Raw genomic sequence first — 14852 nt, forward strand, 5'->3', positions numbered from 1 at the left:
GCGGGTCCGACAGCGCGGTCAGAACCGCCCGCCCGCACCTCCGCCGCCCCAGCCGCCGCCTCCGCCGCCGGAGAATCCGCCGCCCCCGAAGCCCCCGCCGAATCCACCGCCGCCCCCGAGGCCGCCGCCCCAGCTGGAGCCCGAGCCGAAGCTGGACCCGGCGCCGCGCGTCATGCCCTGGATGAGGGCGCCCGCGATCATGCCGCCGACGAGGGCGCCGGTGCCGGAACCGCCGCGCCCGCCGCGCCCGTAGGGGCCGTACGGGCCTCCGTAGCGGCCGGTGTACTGCGGCCGTGAGGCGTCGTCCTGGGCGAGCCGCAGCGCCTCGCGGGCGAGGTTGAGCGCCCGGTCGGCGGCGGGGAACGCGGCCGGACCGACCGTGGCCTCGGCCGTGGCGAGGGAGTTCTTCGCCGAGGCGAGCCGGGTGCGGGCGGCCTGACCGATCACGTACGAGCGGCTGCCGATGAAGTCGTCGGCCTCGCGGACCGCACCGGCCGCGCGGGTGAGGGCGGCCCGACGGGCGGCGCGTGCGCGGCCGGCGGCCTCGGCCTCGTGTCCGGCGGTGGCCAGTGCCCCGTCCAGTTCGCGGTCCACCTCGATGAGGCGGGAGAACGTCCCCAACGGGTCGGTCTGCCCGTCCCGGCGGGCGGCCTCGACGGCGTCACGACCGGCGGAGGCGGCAGCGGTGAGGTCGCGGCTCGTCGCGTCGCTGACGTCGGTGGAGGCGAGCAGTCGGGCGGCCATCTCCAGCTCCTCCTCGACCTCGGCGACGAGCGGCTCGAGGTCTCGTCGGGCGGTCGCGATGTCGTCGGCGGCGTGGTCCACGCCGTCGACCAGCTTCTCGGCGCGGGCGAGTTCGCCCTCGGCGGAGGTGATGGCGTCCACGGCCTCACCCTGCTCGCCGACCGGCCGGGCCAGCGCGACGCGGGCGCGGCCGGTCTCCGCTTCGGCGGCGTCGAGCAGCTGCTCGGCCAGCGAGAGGTTGTCGGCGATGGAGGTGAGCACCGCGGACGGGAACCGCTCGCGGAGGTCGGACATGGTCTTCTCGGCCTCGGGTAGCCGGGCGCGCAGGGCCACCGCGCGGCGCGTGAGCGCGTCCACGGAGGCGCCGCCGTTGATGAGCAGGTCACGCATCTCCGCGAACGCCGTCGCCTGGTCCTCCAGCCCGCGTTCGGCGCGTTCGGCGCGGGCGGCCACCTCGAGCAGCATCGCCCTGCGCTGATCGGGTGTCTCGGGGATGTCGTCGTCGAGCCGCTGGACGAGCCCGTGCGCGGCGGCGACCTCCGAGCGTGCCGCATCGAGCGCGGCCCGGAACGGCCTGGTGCGCAGGTCGCCGAACTCGCCGGTGGCGGTCTCGAGCGCGGTGGCGGAGGCGTCCACGGCCTGGTCGGCGTCCACGAGCCCGGCGCGGGCGCGGGCGTCGAGCACGTCGATCGGCAGGGCGGACATCCGCGCGGCGTCGTCGCCGGGGATGTCGCGGGCGTCCTCCGCCTGCCGCGCGGTGCGGGCGACGCGCCGTCGGCGGGTGACCAGGACCAGGACGACGACGAGGACGACGATCACCGCGATCCCCGCGATGATCGCGAACGGCGAGATCTCGGAACCGGAGCCCTGCCGCTCGAGTCCGTCGGCGGCGCCGATGACCGCGCCGGCCCAGTCGTCGTCGGCCAGGCGCGGCTCGATGTCGCGGTCGGCGATCTGTTGGGCGGTCCGCTGGTCGTCGGCGGGGGAGCGCTCCGGGTCGTCGAACTCGAACCAGTACCGGCCGTCCTGCACGGCCACCACGAGCAGCGCGTCGGAGGCGCCCAGATCGGAGAGCTCCCGGGTCTGCCGCGACCACTCCTCGACCGGGATGCCGTCGAGGGTGTCGACGAAGGTCACCCACAGCTGGATCTGGTCGGTGGAGCGCAGTTCGGCCAGTCGGCTCTCCACGTCGCGGGAGTCGCCGCCGAGCACGCCCGCGGAGTCGGTGAGCTGCTGCCGCAGGTTCGACGGCGACTCCGCGGCGGCGATCGGGGGGCCCCACGCCGTCAGGCAGACCAGGAGCGCGGCGAGCAGCGAGACCGCCGCGAGGTGGAGGCGGCGGAGGGCGACGGGGGTGGCCGGACGGGGTGAAGCGGCGATCATGAGCCCAGCGTATCGGCCCCGGAGAGGGGCCACGCCGGTCCGCCGCGCGGGCGGCTACTCTGGGCGCATGGCAGGGCGGATTCCGGAGCAGGACATCGCCGCGATCCGCGAACGCACCCGTATCGAGGAGATCGTCGGCGAGTACGTGGCGCTGAAGCCGGCGGGCGCGGACTCGCTCAAGGGGTTGTCCCCGTTCAAGGACGAGAAGACCCCCTCGTTCCACGTGCGTCCGCAACACGGCTACTTCCACTGTTTCTCCACGGGTGAGGGCGGTGACGTCTTCGCGTTCCTCATGAAGATGGAGCACATCGGTTTCGTCGAGGCGGTCGAGCAGCTGGCCGACCGGATCGGCTACCGCATCTCCTACGAGGGCGGCGGGCAGGTGGTCCAGCGCGACCGCGGCACGCGCTCCCGGCTGGCGCAGGCCAACGCGGCGGCGCAGAAGTTCTACGCGGAGCGGCTCGCGCAGGACCCGGAGGCCGAGACGGCGCGGACGTTCCTCACCGACCGCGGCTTCGACATGGCGCAGGCGCAGCACTTCGGCTGCGGCTACGCCCCCGCCGGCTGGGACACCATGAGCAAGCACCTCATGCGGCAGGGCTTCGAGCCCAAGGAGCTGGAGGCGGCGGGGCTGTCCAAGACCAGTTCGCGGGGGACGCTCATCGATCGCTTCCACCGCCGGCTGCTGTGGCCGATCCGCAACCTGGCCGGCGAGGTGATCGGCTTCGGTGCGCGCAAGCTCTTCGAGGACGATACCCTGGGCAAGTACATGAACACGCCCGAGACCATGCTCTACAAGAAGTCGCAGGTGCTGTTCGGGCTGGACCTGGCCAAGCGGGAGATCGCCTCGCAGCGGCGCGCGGTGGTGGTCGAGGGCTACACGGACGTCATGGCGATGCACGCGGCGGGCGTGACCACGGCGGTCGCGGCGTGTGGCACGGCGTTCGGCGAGGATCACCTGTCCACGTTGCGGCGGCTGATGCTCGACGACAACTACTTCCGCGGCGAGATCATCTACACCTTCGACGGTGACGAGGCGGGCAAGAAGGCCGCCCTGCGGGCGTTCTCGGGCGATCAGCAGTTCTCGGGCCGGACCTTCGTCGCGGTGGCCCCGCCGGGGCTCGACCCGTGTGATCTGCGTCAGACCAAGGGCGACGTCGCGGTGCGGGACCTGGTGTCGGCGCGGGTGCCGATGTTCGAGTTCGCGATCCGGTCGATGCTGGAGGACTACGACCTGGACCACGCCGAGGGGCGCGTGGAGGCGCTGCGGCGCACGGTGCCGGTGGTGGCGGACATCCGCGACTCGTCACTGCGGGATGAGTATGCCCGTCAGCTCGCCGGGTGGGTGGGCTGGGACGACCCGGCGACCGTGGTGCGCCGGGTCCGCGAGGAGTCGCGCAAGAAGGGCCGGGCGCGCTCGGCCGGGGCGGGTCCGGGTCCGCGCCGGCGCGGGCCGGGTGGACCGGGCGGGGGAGCCCGCCCGGGATGGGACGCGGCCGAGCGTGGTGGCGTGGGTCGTGGTCGAGGGGGGTACGACGACGACGAGGTCGGCGGCGGCGACGCCCCGCGGACTCCGGAGGTGCCGAAAGGCGTGCCGATTCCCGCCCCCGGTGATCCGGTGCTGTGGCCCCAACGCGAGGCGGTGAAGGCGGCCCTGCAGTACCCGGGCCTGGCGGGCCCGTTGTTCGACTCGCTGCCGGACGAGTGCTACACCCACCCGGCGTACGCGGCGATCGCGGAGGCGCTGTCTCGGGCCGGGGGCTGTGCGGCCGGCAAGAGCGGCGTCAACTGGGTGGCCGAGGTGTCGCAGGGGCTGGAGGATGAGGGCCTGCGTCGTCTGGCCGGGGTGCTCGCGGTGGAGACGTTGCGCGTGTCGGAGGAGGCGTTGCCGCGCTACATCTCCGGGGTGCTCGCGCGCCTTCAGGAGGTGTGGGTGTCGGGGCAGATCGCCGACCTCAAGTCCAAGGTGCAGCGGATGAGTCCGGCGGAGGACCCGGAGGGGTATTCGGCACTCTTCGGTGATCTGGTGGCGCTGGAAGAGTACCGGCGCGGCCTGCTGGAGCAGGCGGTCGGTGCCACGCCGGACATCGCGTGACCTGACGATTTGGTTCCTCGGCGTGGTTCGCACTAAGGTGGTTTCTCGGTATCCGGCACAGCAGCCGGAAGGCCGGTAGCAATCCCCCATAGCTCAATTGGCAGAGCATTCGACTGTTAATCGAAGGGTTATTGGTTCGAGTCCAATTGGGGGAGCTCCTTCGGAGAGGGCCCGTGGCGTTGTCGCCGCGGGCCCTCTTCTGTTTCCCGTCTCAGCCGCGGCGCAGCACGCGGGCGTAGGTGAGGTTGCGGGCGCGCTCAGGGGCGCCCTCGTCCACGAGTTCCACCCGGTGGTTCCCCAGCAGGTGCTGTGTCGGTGAACAAGGCCCCGAGCGCGTCCCAGTCGCAGGTGTCCAGCGCCCTGGCGACGTCCGCCAGCCGCTAGATGATCTGATCCCTGTCGGTCGTCATCTGTCCTTCGTAGCAGGGATTCGCGGTGGATCCGGGCGGTCTCGCTACCCTGACGCCATGAGTCGTCCCGCAGCCCAGAGCGCCGTCGAGGTCACGCTGTCCACCGGCCGCGTCCGCGGGACCGATCTGGGGGACGTGGTCCGCTTCTACGGCATCCCGTACGCCGAGGACCCGGTCGGCGATCTGCGCTTCGCGGCCCCCGTCAGGCGGAGCCCCTGGACCGGGGTCCGCGACGCCACGCGTCCGGCGGCCACCGCGCAGCGTCTGCGCTTCGATCCGGATCCGGCGATCCCCGAGCCGATCGTCGCGGGCACGGACATCCTGCATGTGGACGTGTGGGCGCCTCCCGAGGGCGCCGGGCACCCGGTCCTGGTGTGGATCCACGGCGGCGGGTGGGAATCGGGGTCGTCGCATCAACCGTGGTTCGACGGGACCGCGTTCGCCCGGGCGGGGATCGTCGTGGTGTCCGTGGGCTACCGGCTGGGCGTCGAGGGTTTCACGTCCTTCCCCGACGCCCCGGACAACCGCGGGGTGCGCGACTGGATCATGGCGCTGGAGTGGGTCCGCGACGAGATCGCGGCTTTCGGCGGTGACCCCGGGCAGGTCACCGTGTCGGGCCAGTCGGCGGGCGGCGGTGCCGTGCTGTGCCTGCTGGCCTCGCCGGCAGCGACAGGACTGTTCCACCGCGGGATCGCTTCGTCGCCGGCGGTACTGCGGTCGCCGGCCGCGCAGGCCCCCAAGGGAGCGACGGCTGCCGAGCTGGCGGCGGGCGGCCGGGGCGCGGTCGACGAGTTCCACCGTCGGCTCCGCAGGGACAACCCGTTCCTCATGCCGTTCCGGCCGACCATCGGCGACGAGACGGTCCCCATGCCGCCGCTCGAGGGGGTCGGGGAGGGGCCGGGGCTCGGGGTGCCGCTGCTCATCGGTTCCACGGCCACCGAGTTCGAGGGGCTCGTCCGCGCGCTCCCGGGCCCCGCGCTGGTGCCGGGCGCGGCGATGATCCTGCGTTCGCAGGAGTTGCCCACCACCGGGCTGCGCGCGTTGGCCCGCCAGTCGTCGGGTCGGTCGCTGCGTCGAGCGGTGGGGGCGGTCGTCGACGCGGCGACCATCCACTCGACTGTCGTGCGGGCCGCCGAGACCCGCATCGCGGCGGGCGGTCCGACGTGGGTGTACGACTTCCGGTGGGCGGCGGGCCGCGGGGCGGTGCACTGCGCGGACCTGCCGTTCTTCTGGTCTGTTCCCGAGGCCGCGAACGTACGCGCGTTCCTCGACGCGCCCGTTCCGCCGGACCTGGTCGCGGCGATGCACGGCTCGTGGGTGGACTTCGTCCGCTCCGGCGACCCCGGTTCGCCGGCCTACGAGGCGCCCACGCGGCGGGTGCAGGTGTGGGACGAGCCGCCCGCAGTCGTGGAGGACGGTCTGGCGGACGTCCGTGAGGTCTGGTGGCCGGACGGCGCGACCTGACGCCTTGCTACGATTGCGCCGCGCGTGTGGGCGAGACGCCCGTCACGCGAGGGGCTATAGCTCAGTTGGTTAGAGCCGCGGACTCATAATCCGCTGGTCGCGGGTTCGAGCCCCGCTGGCCCCACCACGACCTCCGGTCAGTAGGCCAACGCCATCCGCATCGCGCCCACCGCCTCGGACAGCGCCGCCCTGGCGAGAGGGGTGGCGCCCACGGCGTTGACGAACGGGTGGACCAGCGTGGCGTGGCGCCGCAGCGATACCGGCACCCCGGCGTCGGCCATCCGGCGGGCGTACGCCTCGCCCTCGTCGCGCAGTGGGTCGAACCCGCCCGTGGCGACGTGCGCGGGCGGCAGCCCCGAGAAGTCCGTGGCCAGCAGGGGAGACGCGCGGGGATCGAGCCGGTCGTCGTCCGAGCGGATGTAGGTGCGCTCGTACCAGTCCATGTTGCCGCGGGTGAGGAAGTACCCCTCGCCGAACAGTTCGTACGAGCGGGTCCGGACGGACATGTTCGTCGCCGGGACGAACAGCAGCTGGAAGTCCGGGGTCTTCTCGCCCGCGTCGCGGGCCTGCTGGCACACCACCGCGGCGAGGTTGCCGCCGGCGCTGTCGCCGCCCACCGCGATGCGCTGCGGGTCCACGCCGAGTTCGGCGGCGTGGTCGCGGACGTACCGGAACGCGGCCAGGGCGTCCTCGGCGGCGGTGGGGAAGAGGAACTCCGGCGCCATCCGGTAGTCCACGCTGATGACCTTGAGGCGGCCGGTGTCGGCGATGTAGCGGCACGTCGCGTCGTGCGAGTCGATGCTGCCGAGCACCCACCCGCCGCCGTGGAAGTACACCAGGACCGGCAGCGCCTCGTCGCCGTCGACGGGCGAGTACAGGCGTGCGGGAAGGTCGACGCGGTCGGGATCGTCACCGCCGAGCGGGAGGACAATGTCGGTGACGACGGCGAGGTCGATCTTCTTCCCCGAGACGGTGTAGGCCGACCTCTCGACGACGGAGCGCGCCCGCTCGAGGGTGAGGTCCTGGTATTCCCCCTCGGACATGAGCGAGATGACCCGGAGCCCGGCCTGGAAGTGCGGATCGAGGACCTGTCCGTCGACGCGCCGGGGAGCACCTGCCACTGGGCGCAGCAGGGGGCCGGGCAGATATCCGGCGGCCGTCATGACGGCTTTGGTCAGTCGGTCGCCGAGCGACGGTGTGAAGGCACGGTGGCCGGACATTCCAGAGGGTGACAGTGCGGGGCGCATGGCCACATTGTGACGTGGAACGCGGGATGATCGATGGTGATTGGTCGAAGGAGCTGGTCATGCGTTCAGAAGACGACGACGTCATCCGGGTCGAGGCGCTGGTCAAGACGTTCGGGGGAGTGCGGGCCCTCGACGGGCTGGACCTGGAGGTCCGCCGTGGTGAGATCCACGGGTTCCTCGGTCCCAACGGCGCCGGCAAGTCCACCACCATCCGCGTCCTGCTGGGGCTCGTGCGCGCGGACTCCGGCACCGCGACCGTGTTCGGCGCCGACCCGTGGCGCGACGCCGTCCGGCTGCGCTCGCGGGTCGCCTACGTCCCCGGCGAGGTCACGCTGTGGCCGCGGCTCACGGGCGGCCAGTGCATCGACCTGGTGGGCCGGTCGCTGGGCGGGCTCCAGCCGGCCCGGCGCGACGAGCTCGTCGAGCGGTTCCGCCTCGACCCCACCAGGCGCACCCGCGACTACTCGAAGGGCAACCGGCAGAAGGTCTCGCTCATCGCCGCGCTGGCCTCCGGTGCCGACCTGCTCGTGCTGGACGAACCCACCTCCGGCCTGGACCCGCTCATGGAGCGGGTCTTCCAGGACTGCGTGCGCGAGGCCGTCGACGCGGGTGCGACCGTGCTGCTGTCCAGTCACATCATGGGGGAGGTCGAGGCGCTCGCCGACCGCGTGAGCATCATCCGCGACGGGCGGACCGTCAGCTCGGGCACGCTGGCCGATCTGCGGCGCCACACCACGACCGAGGTCCACGCCGTCACCGACACCGATCCGCGGGCGCTCGACCGTGTGAGCGGCGTCGACGACCTACGGATCGGCGACGCCGGCGACGGCCGGTTCGACATCCGCTGCCACGTCCCGGCGCCCGCGCTCGGGGAGGTCACCGGCATCCTCCACGCCGCCGGCGTCCACACCCTCACCGCGACCCCGCCCAGCCTCGACGACCTCTTCCTCAGCGCCTACTCCGGAGCCCGGTGATGAGCGCACCCCTCGTCGGCGCGCGCCTGGCCGGTACCGGCCTGCTCAGCCGGATCGCGCTCCGGACCGGCTGGCCGGCGATGGTCGCCTGGGTCGTCGGGGCCGTCGCACTGTTCCTCGCCACCGGACTGTCCATCGCCACGCTCTACGACACCCCGGAGGAGCTCGCCGCGTACAGCGCCTCCGTCGGCGAGACGATGGTCATGCTCACCGGTCGGGTGGCCGGCCTCGACACCCCGGGCGGAGTGGTGATGAACGAGTACTCGTTCCTCGTCGGCTTCGGGGTCCCGCTCATGGCGATCGCCCTGACCGCGCGCTCCACCCGGCGGGAGGAGGAGTCCGGACGATCGGAACTCCTCGTCGCGGGTGGGGTCGGCCGGCTCGCCCCGGTGGCGGCGGCCCTCGTCGTCGTCGCCGGGGTCTTCCTCGCACTGGGCGCCGGCCTCTGGGCCGCGACGCTGGCGCTCGACGTGGACCGCGGCGGCGCGGCGCTGTACGTGGCCTCGATCGTCGCCACCGGCTGGGTCTACGCCGCGGCCACCGCCGTCCTCGCCCAGGTCCTCGCGCACCACCGCACCGTCTGGGCGGCGTCCCTCGCGGTGGCCGGACTGACCCTCGTCACGCGCGGCGTCGGCGACGCCGAGGAGAACTGGCTGAGCTGGGCGTCCCCGCTCGGCTGGCACGGGCTGACCCGGCCGTTCGGCGAGTCGTCCCCGCTCCCTCTCGCGGTGTCGCTCGCGGCCGCCGCCGCGCTGGCCACCCTCGCGCTGTGGCTCGCGGCCCGCCGCGACCTCGGCTCGGGGGTGGTGCCCGCCCGCACCGGGCCCGCCACCGCGTCGCGGTGGCGCACCTCCCATGCCGGCGCCGCCCTCCACCACCACCTCGGCGCGCTCACCGGCTGGACGGTCGGCGTCGTCGCGCTCATGGCCGTCTACGGCGCCCTCATGGACGTCACGGTGGAGGCCATCGTCGCCAACCCGGACCTGGCCGTCTTCCTGGGCGACCCGGACGCCCTGGTCGACACGATCGTGCAGATGCTCGTCGCGTTCGCAGGGTTCCTCGGCGCCGGGTTCGCGCTGCAGAGCCTCGGCGGGCTGCGCGGCGAGGAGTCCTCGGGTCGACTGGAGCTCATGCTCGCCGCCGGGCGGTCGCGGTGGTCCTGGCTGGCCGGACACGCGGCGGTCGTGGCGGCCGGCACCGCGGTGGTCGTACTCGCCGGCGCGGCCGCGTTCGCCGTCTCCGCGGCAGCGGTGCTCGACGATCCGCAACTGGTGGGTCGGATCCTCGGCGCGGGCGCGTGGCAGCTGCCCGCCGCGCTGCTGTTCGTCGGGGTCTCCGTCTGCCTGTTCGGCGCGGCCCCGCGACTGCAGGTCCTGGCCTGGGCTCCGTTCGCCCTCGCCGTCGTCGTCACCCTCATGGGCCCCACGCTCCGACTCACCGAGGCGCAGATGCGCCTGTCGCCGTTCGGCGCGGTGGGCACCGCCCCCGCCGGCCCCGTCGACACCGCGGGCGTCATCGTCCTGCTCGTGGGCGGCGCCGTGTTGGTCGCCGCCGGGCTCGCCGCGTTCCGGCGCCGCGACGTGCCCCGGCCCTGACCGCCCGACCCGGTGCGGGGACAGCCCGCCTCGGGGTCCGCCCGCCCCGGCGCGGCGTCCACGCCGACCTGACAGACTGACGGGCACTGCCGCCGGCGCCGCCGGCCGGACGCGAACCAGGGAGGAACCGATGTCGGACCAGGTCGATCGAGACGCGCTCGCCGCCGCACTTGCGGTGGTCGGGGAATGGCCGGTGGACACCGTCTCGGCCGCGGTCGTCGGACCCGACGGCGCGCTCGCGACGCACGGCGACGACAGTCGCGTCTACCGCCTCGCCTCGGTCACCAAGCCGCTCGTCGCCACGGCCGCCCTGTTGGCGGTCGAGGAGGAGGCGATCGGCCTCGACGATCCCGCCGGTCCCGAGGGCTCCACCGTGCGGCACCTGCTCGCGCACGCCTCCGGACTCGACTTCGCCGACAGGGACGAGGTCCGCACCGCGCCGGGCCGGCGACGCATCTACTCGTCCGCCGGGTTCGAGGTGCTGGCCGACCACATCGCCGACGCCACCGGGATCGACTTCCCCGAGTACCTCCACGAGGCCGTGTGCCGGCCGCTCGGGATGGAGTCCACCGCCCTCGAGGGCTCGGCCGGGCACGGCGCCTCCGCCAGCCTCGCGGACCTCGTGCCCTTCGCGCGCGAACTCGTCGCGCCGCGACTGCTGGCCACCGAGACCCTCGCCGAGGCCGTGACCGAGCAGTTCCCCGGGCTCGACGGGATCGTGCCCGGGTACGGGATGCAGAAGCCGTGCCCGTGGGGGCTGGGGTACGAGTTGCGCGGGGACAAGGACCCGCACTGGACCGGTTCGCGGAACTCGGCCGGGACGTTCGGCCACTTCGGGCAGTCGGGGACGCTGCTGTGGGTCGACCCCGCGCTGTCCGCGGCGCTGGTCGTGCTCACCGACCGCGACTTCGGCGACTGGGCCAAGCCGCTGTGGCCGGAGCTGTCCGACGGCGTCGTCGAGGCGCTCGGGCGGTAACCGCGCCGCCGCCGGTTCCCGGGTCCGGCCCGGGCGGATCGATGAGCCGTCCGGTGGGCTGGCCGACACGCCGAGGGGCCGCCCGGCATCGGAATCACGGTGCTGTAACTTTGCTGAGAGTCCAGAAGTGTCACTGGTGTAATCCGGCCACTTCAGGCACAGTAGAAACCAACAACAACACAAGCCACATCATTCACACGATTTCGTGAGGTCGTTGGGGAAGACGTCCCTCAGTGAGTCGGGAGTGAAGTGATGTCTGACCATAACCATTTCGCGGATACGACGACCGGCGTGGTGTTCATCCATGCCGCGCCGACCGCGCTGTGTCCTCACGTCGAGTGGGCTCTGGCGAGCACGCTCGACGCCAACTCGGCCATGCGCTGGGAAGACCAGCCGGCCCAGCCGGGCGCTCGCAAGGCGATCGTCGACTGGATCGGTCCGGTCGGCACCGGCGCACGGCTGGCCGAGTCGTTGGCCAAGTGGTCGATGCTGTCCTTCGAGGTGACGGAGGACCCGAGCGACCTCGTCGACGGCGAACGCTTCTCGCACACGCCCGAGCTCGGCATGTGGCGGGGTCAGACCGGTGCGAGCGGTGACGTCGTCATCAGCGAGAACCGGCTGCGCCACCTCATGAAGGCCGGCCCCGCCGCCTTCCACGCCGCCGTCGAGGCGGAGCTCGGCACCCCGTGGGACCGCGCGCTCGAGCCGCTGCGCGGCCACCCGGCCGCCTCCGAGGTCACCTGGCTCTCGCGCGTCGGCTGACCCGCCGCGCCTCCCGCACTCACGACAGAAGGCGCCCGCCCCCAGATCTCCCGGGGGCGGGCGCCTTCTCGTGCGTGAGACCGACCCGACGGGTCAGGTCACAGCGGGATGTTCTTGTGCCGACCGCGGGTGTGGGCGGCGGCGTCCAGGGCCTCGGCGAGACGACGACGGGTGTCGGTCGGCTCGATGACCTCGTCGACCACCCCGATCGACACGGCGCGGCCGACGCCGCCGGCGATCGCCGCGTGCTCCTCGGCCAGTCGCTCGTGCAGGGCCTCGCGCTCGTCCTCCGGCGCGGCCGCGAGGGTGCGCTTGTGGAGGATGCCGACGGCCGCCTTCGCGCCCATGACCGCCACCTCGGCGTCCGGCCACGCGAACACGGCGGAGGCACCGAGCGCGCGGGAGTTCATGGCGATGTAGGCACCGCCGTAGATCTTGCGCGTGACGAGCGTGACGCGGGCGACCGACGCCTCGGCGAACGCGTGCAGGAGCTTGGCGCCGCGGCGCACCACGCCGTCCCACTCCTGCGAGACGCCGGGCAGGTACCCGGGCACGTCCACGATCACGACGAGCGGCACACCGAAGGCGTTGCAGAGGCGGACGAAACGGGACGCCTTCTCCGCCGACTCGGAGTTGAGGCACCCGCCCAGTCGCAGCGGGTTGTTGGCGATCACGCCGACGGTGCGGCCGGCGATCCGACCGAAGCCCACGACGATGCTGGGCGCCCACTTGGACTGCAGCTCCTCGAACGTGGTGTTGCCGTCCAGTTCGGAGGAGTCGAGCAGGCCGTGGACGAGCGGACGGACGTCGTACGCGCGCTTGGGCGACTCCGGCAGCAGCCCGGCGAGGTCCGTGTGGTCGCCCTCGAGGAGGCGCTGGTCGAACTCACCCTGCGCGGTGAGTAGGGTGACCAGTCGGCGGGCCCGGTTCAGGGCGTCGCGCTCGTCCTCGGCGGCGATGTGGCACACCCCCGACTTGCGGTGGTGCACGTCCTGGCCGCCCAGGCCCTCCATGTCGACCTGCTCGCCGGTCACCGAGCGGACCACGTCGGGCCCGGTGACGAAGATCTTGCCCGCCGGCGCCATGATGACGACGTCGGTCAGGGCGGGGCCGTAGGCGGCGCCACCGGCGGCGGGTCCGAGCACGACGGAGATCTGGGGGACCAGACCCGAGGCGCGGACCATGGCCTCGAAGACGGTACCCACGGCGTGCAGGGCCTCGACGCCCTCCGCGAGGCGGGCGCCCCCCGAGTGCCAGACGCCCACGATGGGCAGCTGCTCGTCGATCGCGACATCGATCGCGCGGACGATGTGCCGGCACCCGTCGAGGCCCATGGCGCCACCCATGACGGTGGCGTCCGTGGCGTAGGCGATGGTGGGCTCACCGTCGATCAGGCCGCGCGCGGCCAGGGCTCCCGAGGCGTCGGGTTCGGTGATGAACTCCAGCGAGGCGGGATCGAAGAGGTTCTCGAGCCGGACGACGGGGTCGCGCGGATCGATCTGGGTGTTCTGGTCAACAGCGCTGGTGATGGTCATGAGTGCAGTCCTTTCCTTGGTGCACGTCCCGGGGAGGGAGCGTGCACCTGTGACGGACCCCCGGACTGACTTGTGGGCGGACGATGACCGGAAGCGGGACCCCCGTCCCGTTTCCGGACCTCGTGCCCGGCGCCCCGCTCTGGGCGGGGCGATCTGTGGAGTGCCCTGCACGCGGGGAAGGGACGCGGGCTCGACGTGGTGCACCGACCGCACCTTCGGCCCTGAACGCGTCCCCGCCCCCGACGTGCGGGGCGGGAAATCAGCTCTGGTCGATCTTCTGGATGTAGTCGACCGCATCCTGCACGGTACGCAACTTGGCGAGGTCCTCGTCGGGGATCTCCACTCCGTATCGGTCCTCGGTCTGCACGGCGATCTCCACCATGGAGAGCGAATCGATGTCGAGGTCGTCGACGAAGGACTTCTCGGGGGTCACCTCGGACGGCTCGATCCCGGTGACCTCCTCGACGATTTCCGCCAGTCCTGCGATGATCTCGGCCTCGGTGCGTGCCATGTGGTGTCCTTTCTGATGGGTGACGTCGTGCCCGACGGGCGCGACGGACGTTTGTCGTACCCGATCATCGACGACGGCCGACGAACGGGGGTGGTCGGGGGAGGGCCTCAGGCCCCGCTGAGGGCGGGAACCGTCGCGAGAGCGGTCTCGATGTCTTCCGGGACGGTCACGCCGTGGCGCGCGACCTCGCGCATCGAGCGCTTGGCCAGCCCGACGAGCGCGCCGGACGGCGGCAGCTCGACGAACGCGTCCACGCCGAGCTTGAGCATGGTCTGCGTACAGAGGTCCCAGCGCACCGGGTGGGTGATCTGCGAGACCACCCGGTCCAGCGCGTCACGGCCTGAGGTGACCGCCATGCCGTCGGCGTTCGACAGCAGCGTCAGCTCCGGATCGTTGACCTCGATCGTCTCGGCCAGCGCGCGGAACTCGTCGACGGCGGAGTCCATGTGGCTCGTGTGGAACGCGCCGGCGACCTCGAGCCGGCGCAGGCGCGCCCGGGTGGGCGGGTTCTGCTCGAGTGCGTCGCAGGCCTCGAGCGGGCCCGCGGCGACGATCTGCCCCGCGCCGTTCCGGTTCGCCGGCGCGAGCCCGGCATTGTCCAGAGCCAGCAGCACATCGGCCTCGACCCCGCCGAGAACGGCGATCATCCCGGTCGGTCGCTCGGCGCACGCCCGTGACATCGCCGCTCCGCGCACGGACGCGAGGCGCAGGGCGTCCGCCTCCGAGACCACGCCGGCGATCGCCAGTGCGGCGATCTCGCCGATCGAGTGACCCGCGACGAGCGTGTCGGAGGGGACCTGACCGCGTCGGCGCAACTCCGCGGCACCGAGGAGCGCGGAGGCCACCACGAGTGGTTGGGTCACCGCGGTGTCGGTGATCTCCTGCAGGGTCGCCGTGGTGCCGAGGCGCTCGAGATCGAGTCCGCTCGACGCGGACCAGTCGGCGAGACGGTCGGAGGCGCCGGGCAGCTCGAGCCAGGGCGCGAGCATCCCGGCTTTCTGTGACCCTTGTCCAGGGGCGGTTAGGCAAAGCACGGGTATCAGACAACACGGCCGGGCCCCTTTCGGATGATGTTCCCGAAGCCAGAAACGAGCCCCGGATTTTGTGGGATCTCCACAAATTGCGAGCTGGCTGCTCGTCCATCTCCGGAGGAAGG

The 14852-nt window shown here is 72.7% G+C and carries 11 protein-coding genes and 2 tRNA genes; 8 read left to right on the forward strand and 5 right to left on the reverse strand.

Annotated features, from left to right (window positions below):
- Positions 1 to 18 precede the first annotated feature (18 nt).
- Complete coding sequence (locus VYL96_RS05800; RefSeq protein WP_131884869.1) at positions 19 to 2127, reverse strand: TPM domain-containing protein; 2109 nt, start codon at positions 2125 to 2127, stop codon at positions 19 to 21.
- A 67-nt stretch (positions 2128 to 2194) separates the two neighbouring features.
- Here VYL96_RS05800 and dnaG point away from each other — a divergent pair, with 67 nt between their 5' ends.
- The 4 genes from dnaG to VYL96_RS05820 all read left to right on the forward strand — a co-directional run bounded on the left by dnaG (position 2195) and on the right by VYL96_RS05820 (position 6223).
- Positions 2195 to 4222, forward strand: a complete 2028-nt coding sequence (dnaG, locus tag VYL96_RS05805) for a DNA primase (protein WP_131884868.1) — start codon at positions 2195 to 2197, stop codon at positions 4220 to 4222.
- An 82-nt stretch (positions 4223 to 4304) separates the two neighbouring features.
- Positions 4305 to 4377: transfer RNA gene (locus tag VYL96_RS05810), tRNA-Asn, on the forward strand.
- A gap of 312 nt (positions 4378 to 4689) precedes the next feature.
- Positions 4690 to 6096: a carboxylesterase/lipase family protein gene (locus VYL96_RS05815; protein WP_243699553.1), complete on the forward strand. Its 1407-nt coding sequence runs from the start codon at positions 4690 to 4692 to the stop codon at positions 6094 to 6096.
- A 50-nt stretch (positions 6097 to 6146) separates the two neighbouring features.
- Positions 6147 to 6223: transfer RNA gene (locus VYL96_RS05820), tRNA-Ile, on the forward strand.
- Between the two features lie 10 nt (positions 6224 to 6233).
- Here VYL96_RS05820 and VYL96_RS05825 read toward each other — a convergent pair.
- Positions 6234 to 7343 carry an alpha/beta hydrolase gene (locus VYL96_RS05825; RefSeq protein WP_243699552.1) on the reverse strand — a complete coding sequence of 370 codons (1110 nt, stop codon included), beginning with the start codon at positions 7341 to 7343 and terminating at the stop codon, positions 6234 to 6236.
- Between the two features lie 59 nt (positions 7344 to 7402).
- On the opposite strand from VYL96_RS05825, the gene VYL96_RS05830 reads away from it, so the two are divergent.
- From VYL96_RS05830 to VYL96_RS05845, 4 genes are all read left to right on the forward strand, one after another.
- A complete protein-coding gene (locus tag VYL96_RS05830; RefSeq protein WP_165928414.1) occupies positions 7403 to 8317 on the forward strand; it encodes an ABC transporter ATP-binding protein in 915 nt (304 codons plus the stop codon).
- Entirely contained in the window at positions 8317 to 9912 is a 1596-nt protein-coding gene (locus VYL96_RS05835; RefSeq protein ID WP_061229307.1) for an ABC transporter permease, read from the forward strand. The genes VYL96_RS05830 and VYL96_RS05835 overlap by 1 nt, the downstream gene beginning before the upstream one ends.
- A gap of 130 nt (positions 9913 to 10042) precedes the next feature.
- Positions 10043 to 10888 (forward strand): serine hydrolase domain-containing protein, encoded by an 846-nt coding sequence (locus tag VYL96_RS05840; protein ID WP_070721479.1) that lies wholly within the window; start codon positions 10043 to 10045, stop codon positions 10886 to 10888.
- 252 nt (positions 10889 to 11140) lie between these two features.
- On the forward strand, positions 11141 to 11650 hold the full coding sequence (locus tag VYL96_RS05845; RefSeq protein WP_043567216.1) for a DUF3145 domain-containing protein: 510 nt from the start codon (positions 11141 to 11143) through the stop codon (positions 11648 to 11650).
- Positions 11651 to 11748: 98 nt separating this feature from the next.
- On the opposite strand, the gene VYL96_RS05850 is transcribed toward VYL96_RS05845, so the two are convergent.
- The 3 genes from VYL96_RS05850 to VYL96_RS05860 all read right to left on the reverse strand — a co-directional run bounded on the left by VYL96_RS05850 (position 11749) and on the right by VYL96_RS05860 (position 14730).
- Positions 11749 to 13185 (reverse strand): acyl-CoA carboxylase subunit beta, encoded by a 1437-nt coding sequence (locus VYL96_RS05850; protein ID WP_007629093.1) that lies wholly within the window; start codon positions 13183 to 13185, stop codon positions 11749 to 11751.
- A gap of 259 nt (positions 13186 to 13444) precedes the next feature.
- Positions 13445 to 13696, reverse strand: a complete 252-nt coding sequence (acpM, locus tag VYL96_RS05855) for a meromycolate extension acyl carrier protein AcpM (protein WP_007629089.1) — start codon at positions 13694 to 13696, stop codon at positions 13445 to 13447.
- Between the two features lie 107 nt (positions 13697 to 13803).
- Positions 13804 to 14730: an ACP S-malonyltransferase gene (locus VYL96_RS05860; RefSeq protein ID WP_081470517.1), complete on the reverse strand. Its 927-nt coding sequence runs from the start codon at positions 14728 to 14730 to the stop codon at positions 13804 to 13806.
- Between the last annotated feature and the right edge of the window lie 122 nt (positions 14731 to 14852).

This window comes from Dietzia maris (assembly GCF_036287335.1).
Lineage (GTDB): Bacteria > Actinomycetota > Actinomycetes > Mycobacteriales > Mycobacteriaceae > Dietzia > Dietzia cinnamea.

Excerpts from the sequence above, each read along its gene's own strand:
- VYL96_RS05800 (WP_131884869.1), bottom strand. The coding sequence starts at position 2,127 with ATGATCGCCGCTTCACCCCGTCCGGCCACCCCCGTCGCCCTCCGCCGC.
- dnaG (WP_131884868.1), top strand. The coding sequence starts at position 2,195 with ATGGCAGGGCGGATTCCGGAGCAGGACATCGCCGCGATCCGCGAACGC.
- VYL96_RS05815 (WP_243699553.1), top strand. The coding sequence starts at position 4,690 with ATGAGTCGTCCCGCAGCCCAGAGCGCCGTCGAGGTCACGCTGTCCACC.
- VYL96_RS05825 (WP_243699552.1), bottom strand. The coding sequence starts at position 7,343 with ATGCGCCCCGCACTGTCACCCTCTGGAATGTCCGGCCACCGTGCCTTC.
- VYL96_RS05830 (WP_165928414.1), top strand. The coding sequence starts at position 7,403 with ATGCGTTCAGAAGACGACGACGTCATCCGGGTCGAGGCGCTGGTCAAG.
- VYL96_RS05835 (WP_061229307.1), top strand. The coding sequence starts at position 8,317 with ATGAGCGCACCCCTCGTCGGCGCGCGCCTGGCCGGTACCGGCCTGCTC.
- VYL96_RS05840 (WP_070721479.1), top strand. The coding sequence starts at position 10,043 with ATGTCGGACCAGGTCGATCGAGACGCGCTCGCCGCCGCACTTGCGGTG.
- VYL96_RS05845 (WP_043567216.1), top strand. The coding sequence starts at position 11,141 with ATGTCTGACCATAACCATTTCGCGGATACGACGACCGGCGTGGTGTTC.
- VYL96_RS05850 (WP_007629093.1), bottom strand. The coding sequence starts at position 13,185 with ATGACCATCACCAGCGCTGTTGACCAGAACACCCAGATCGATCCGCGC.
- acpM (WP_007629089.1), bottom strand. The coding sequence starts at position 13,696 with ATGGCACGCACCGAGGCCGAGATCATCGCAGGACTGGCGGAAATCGTC.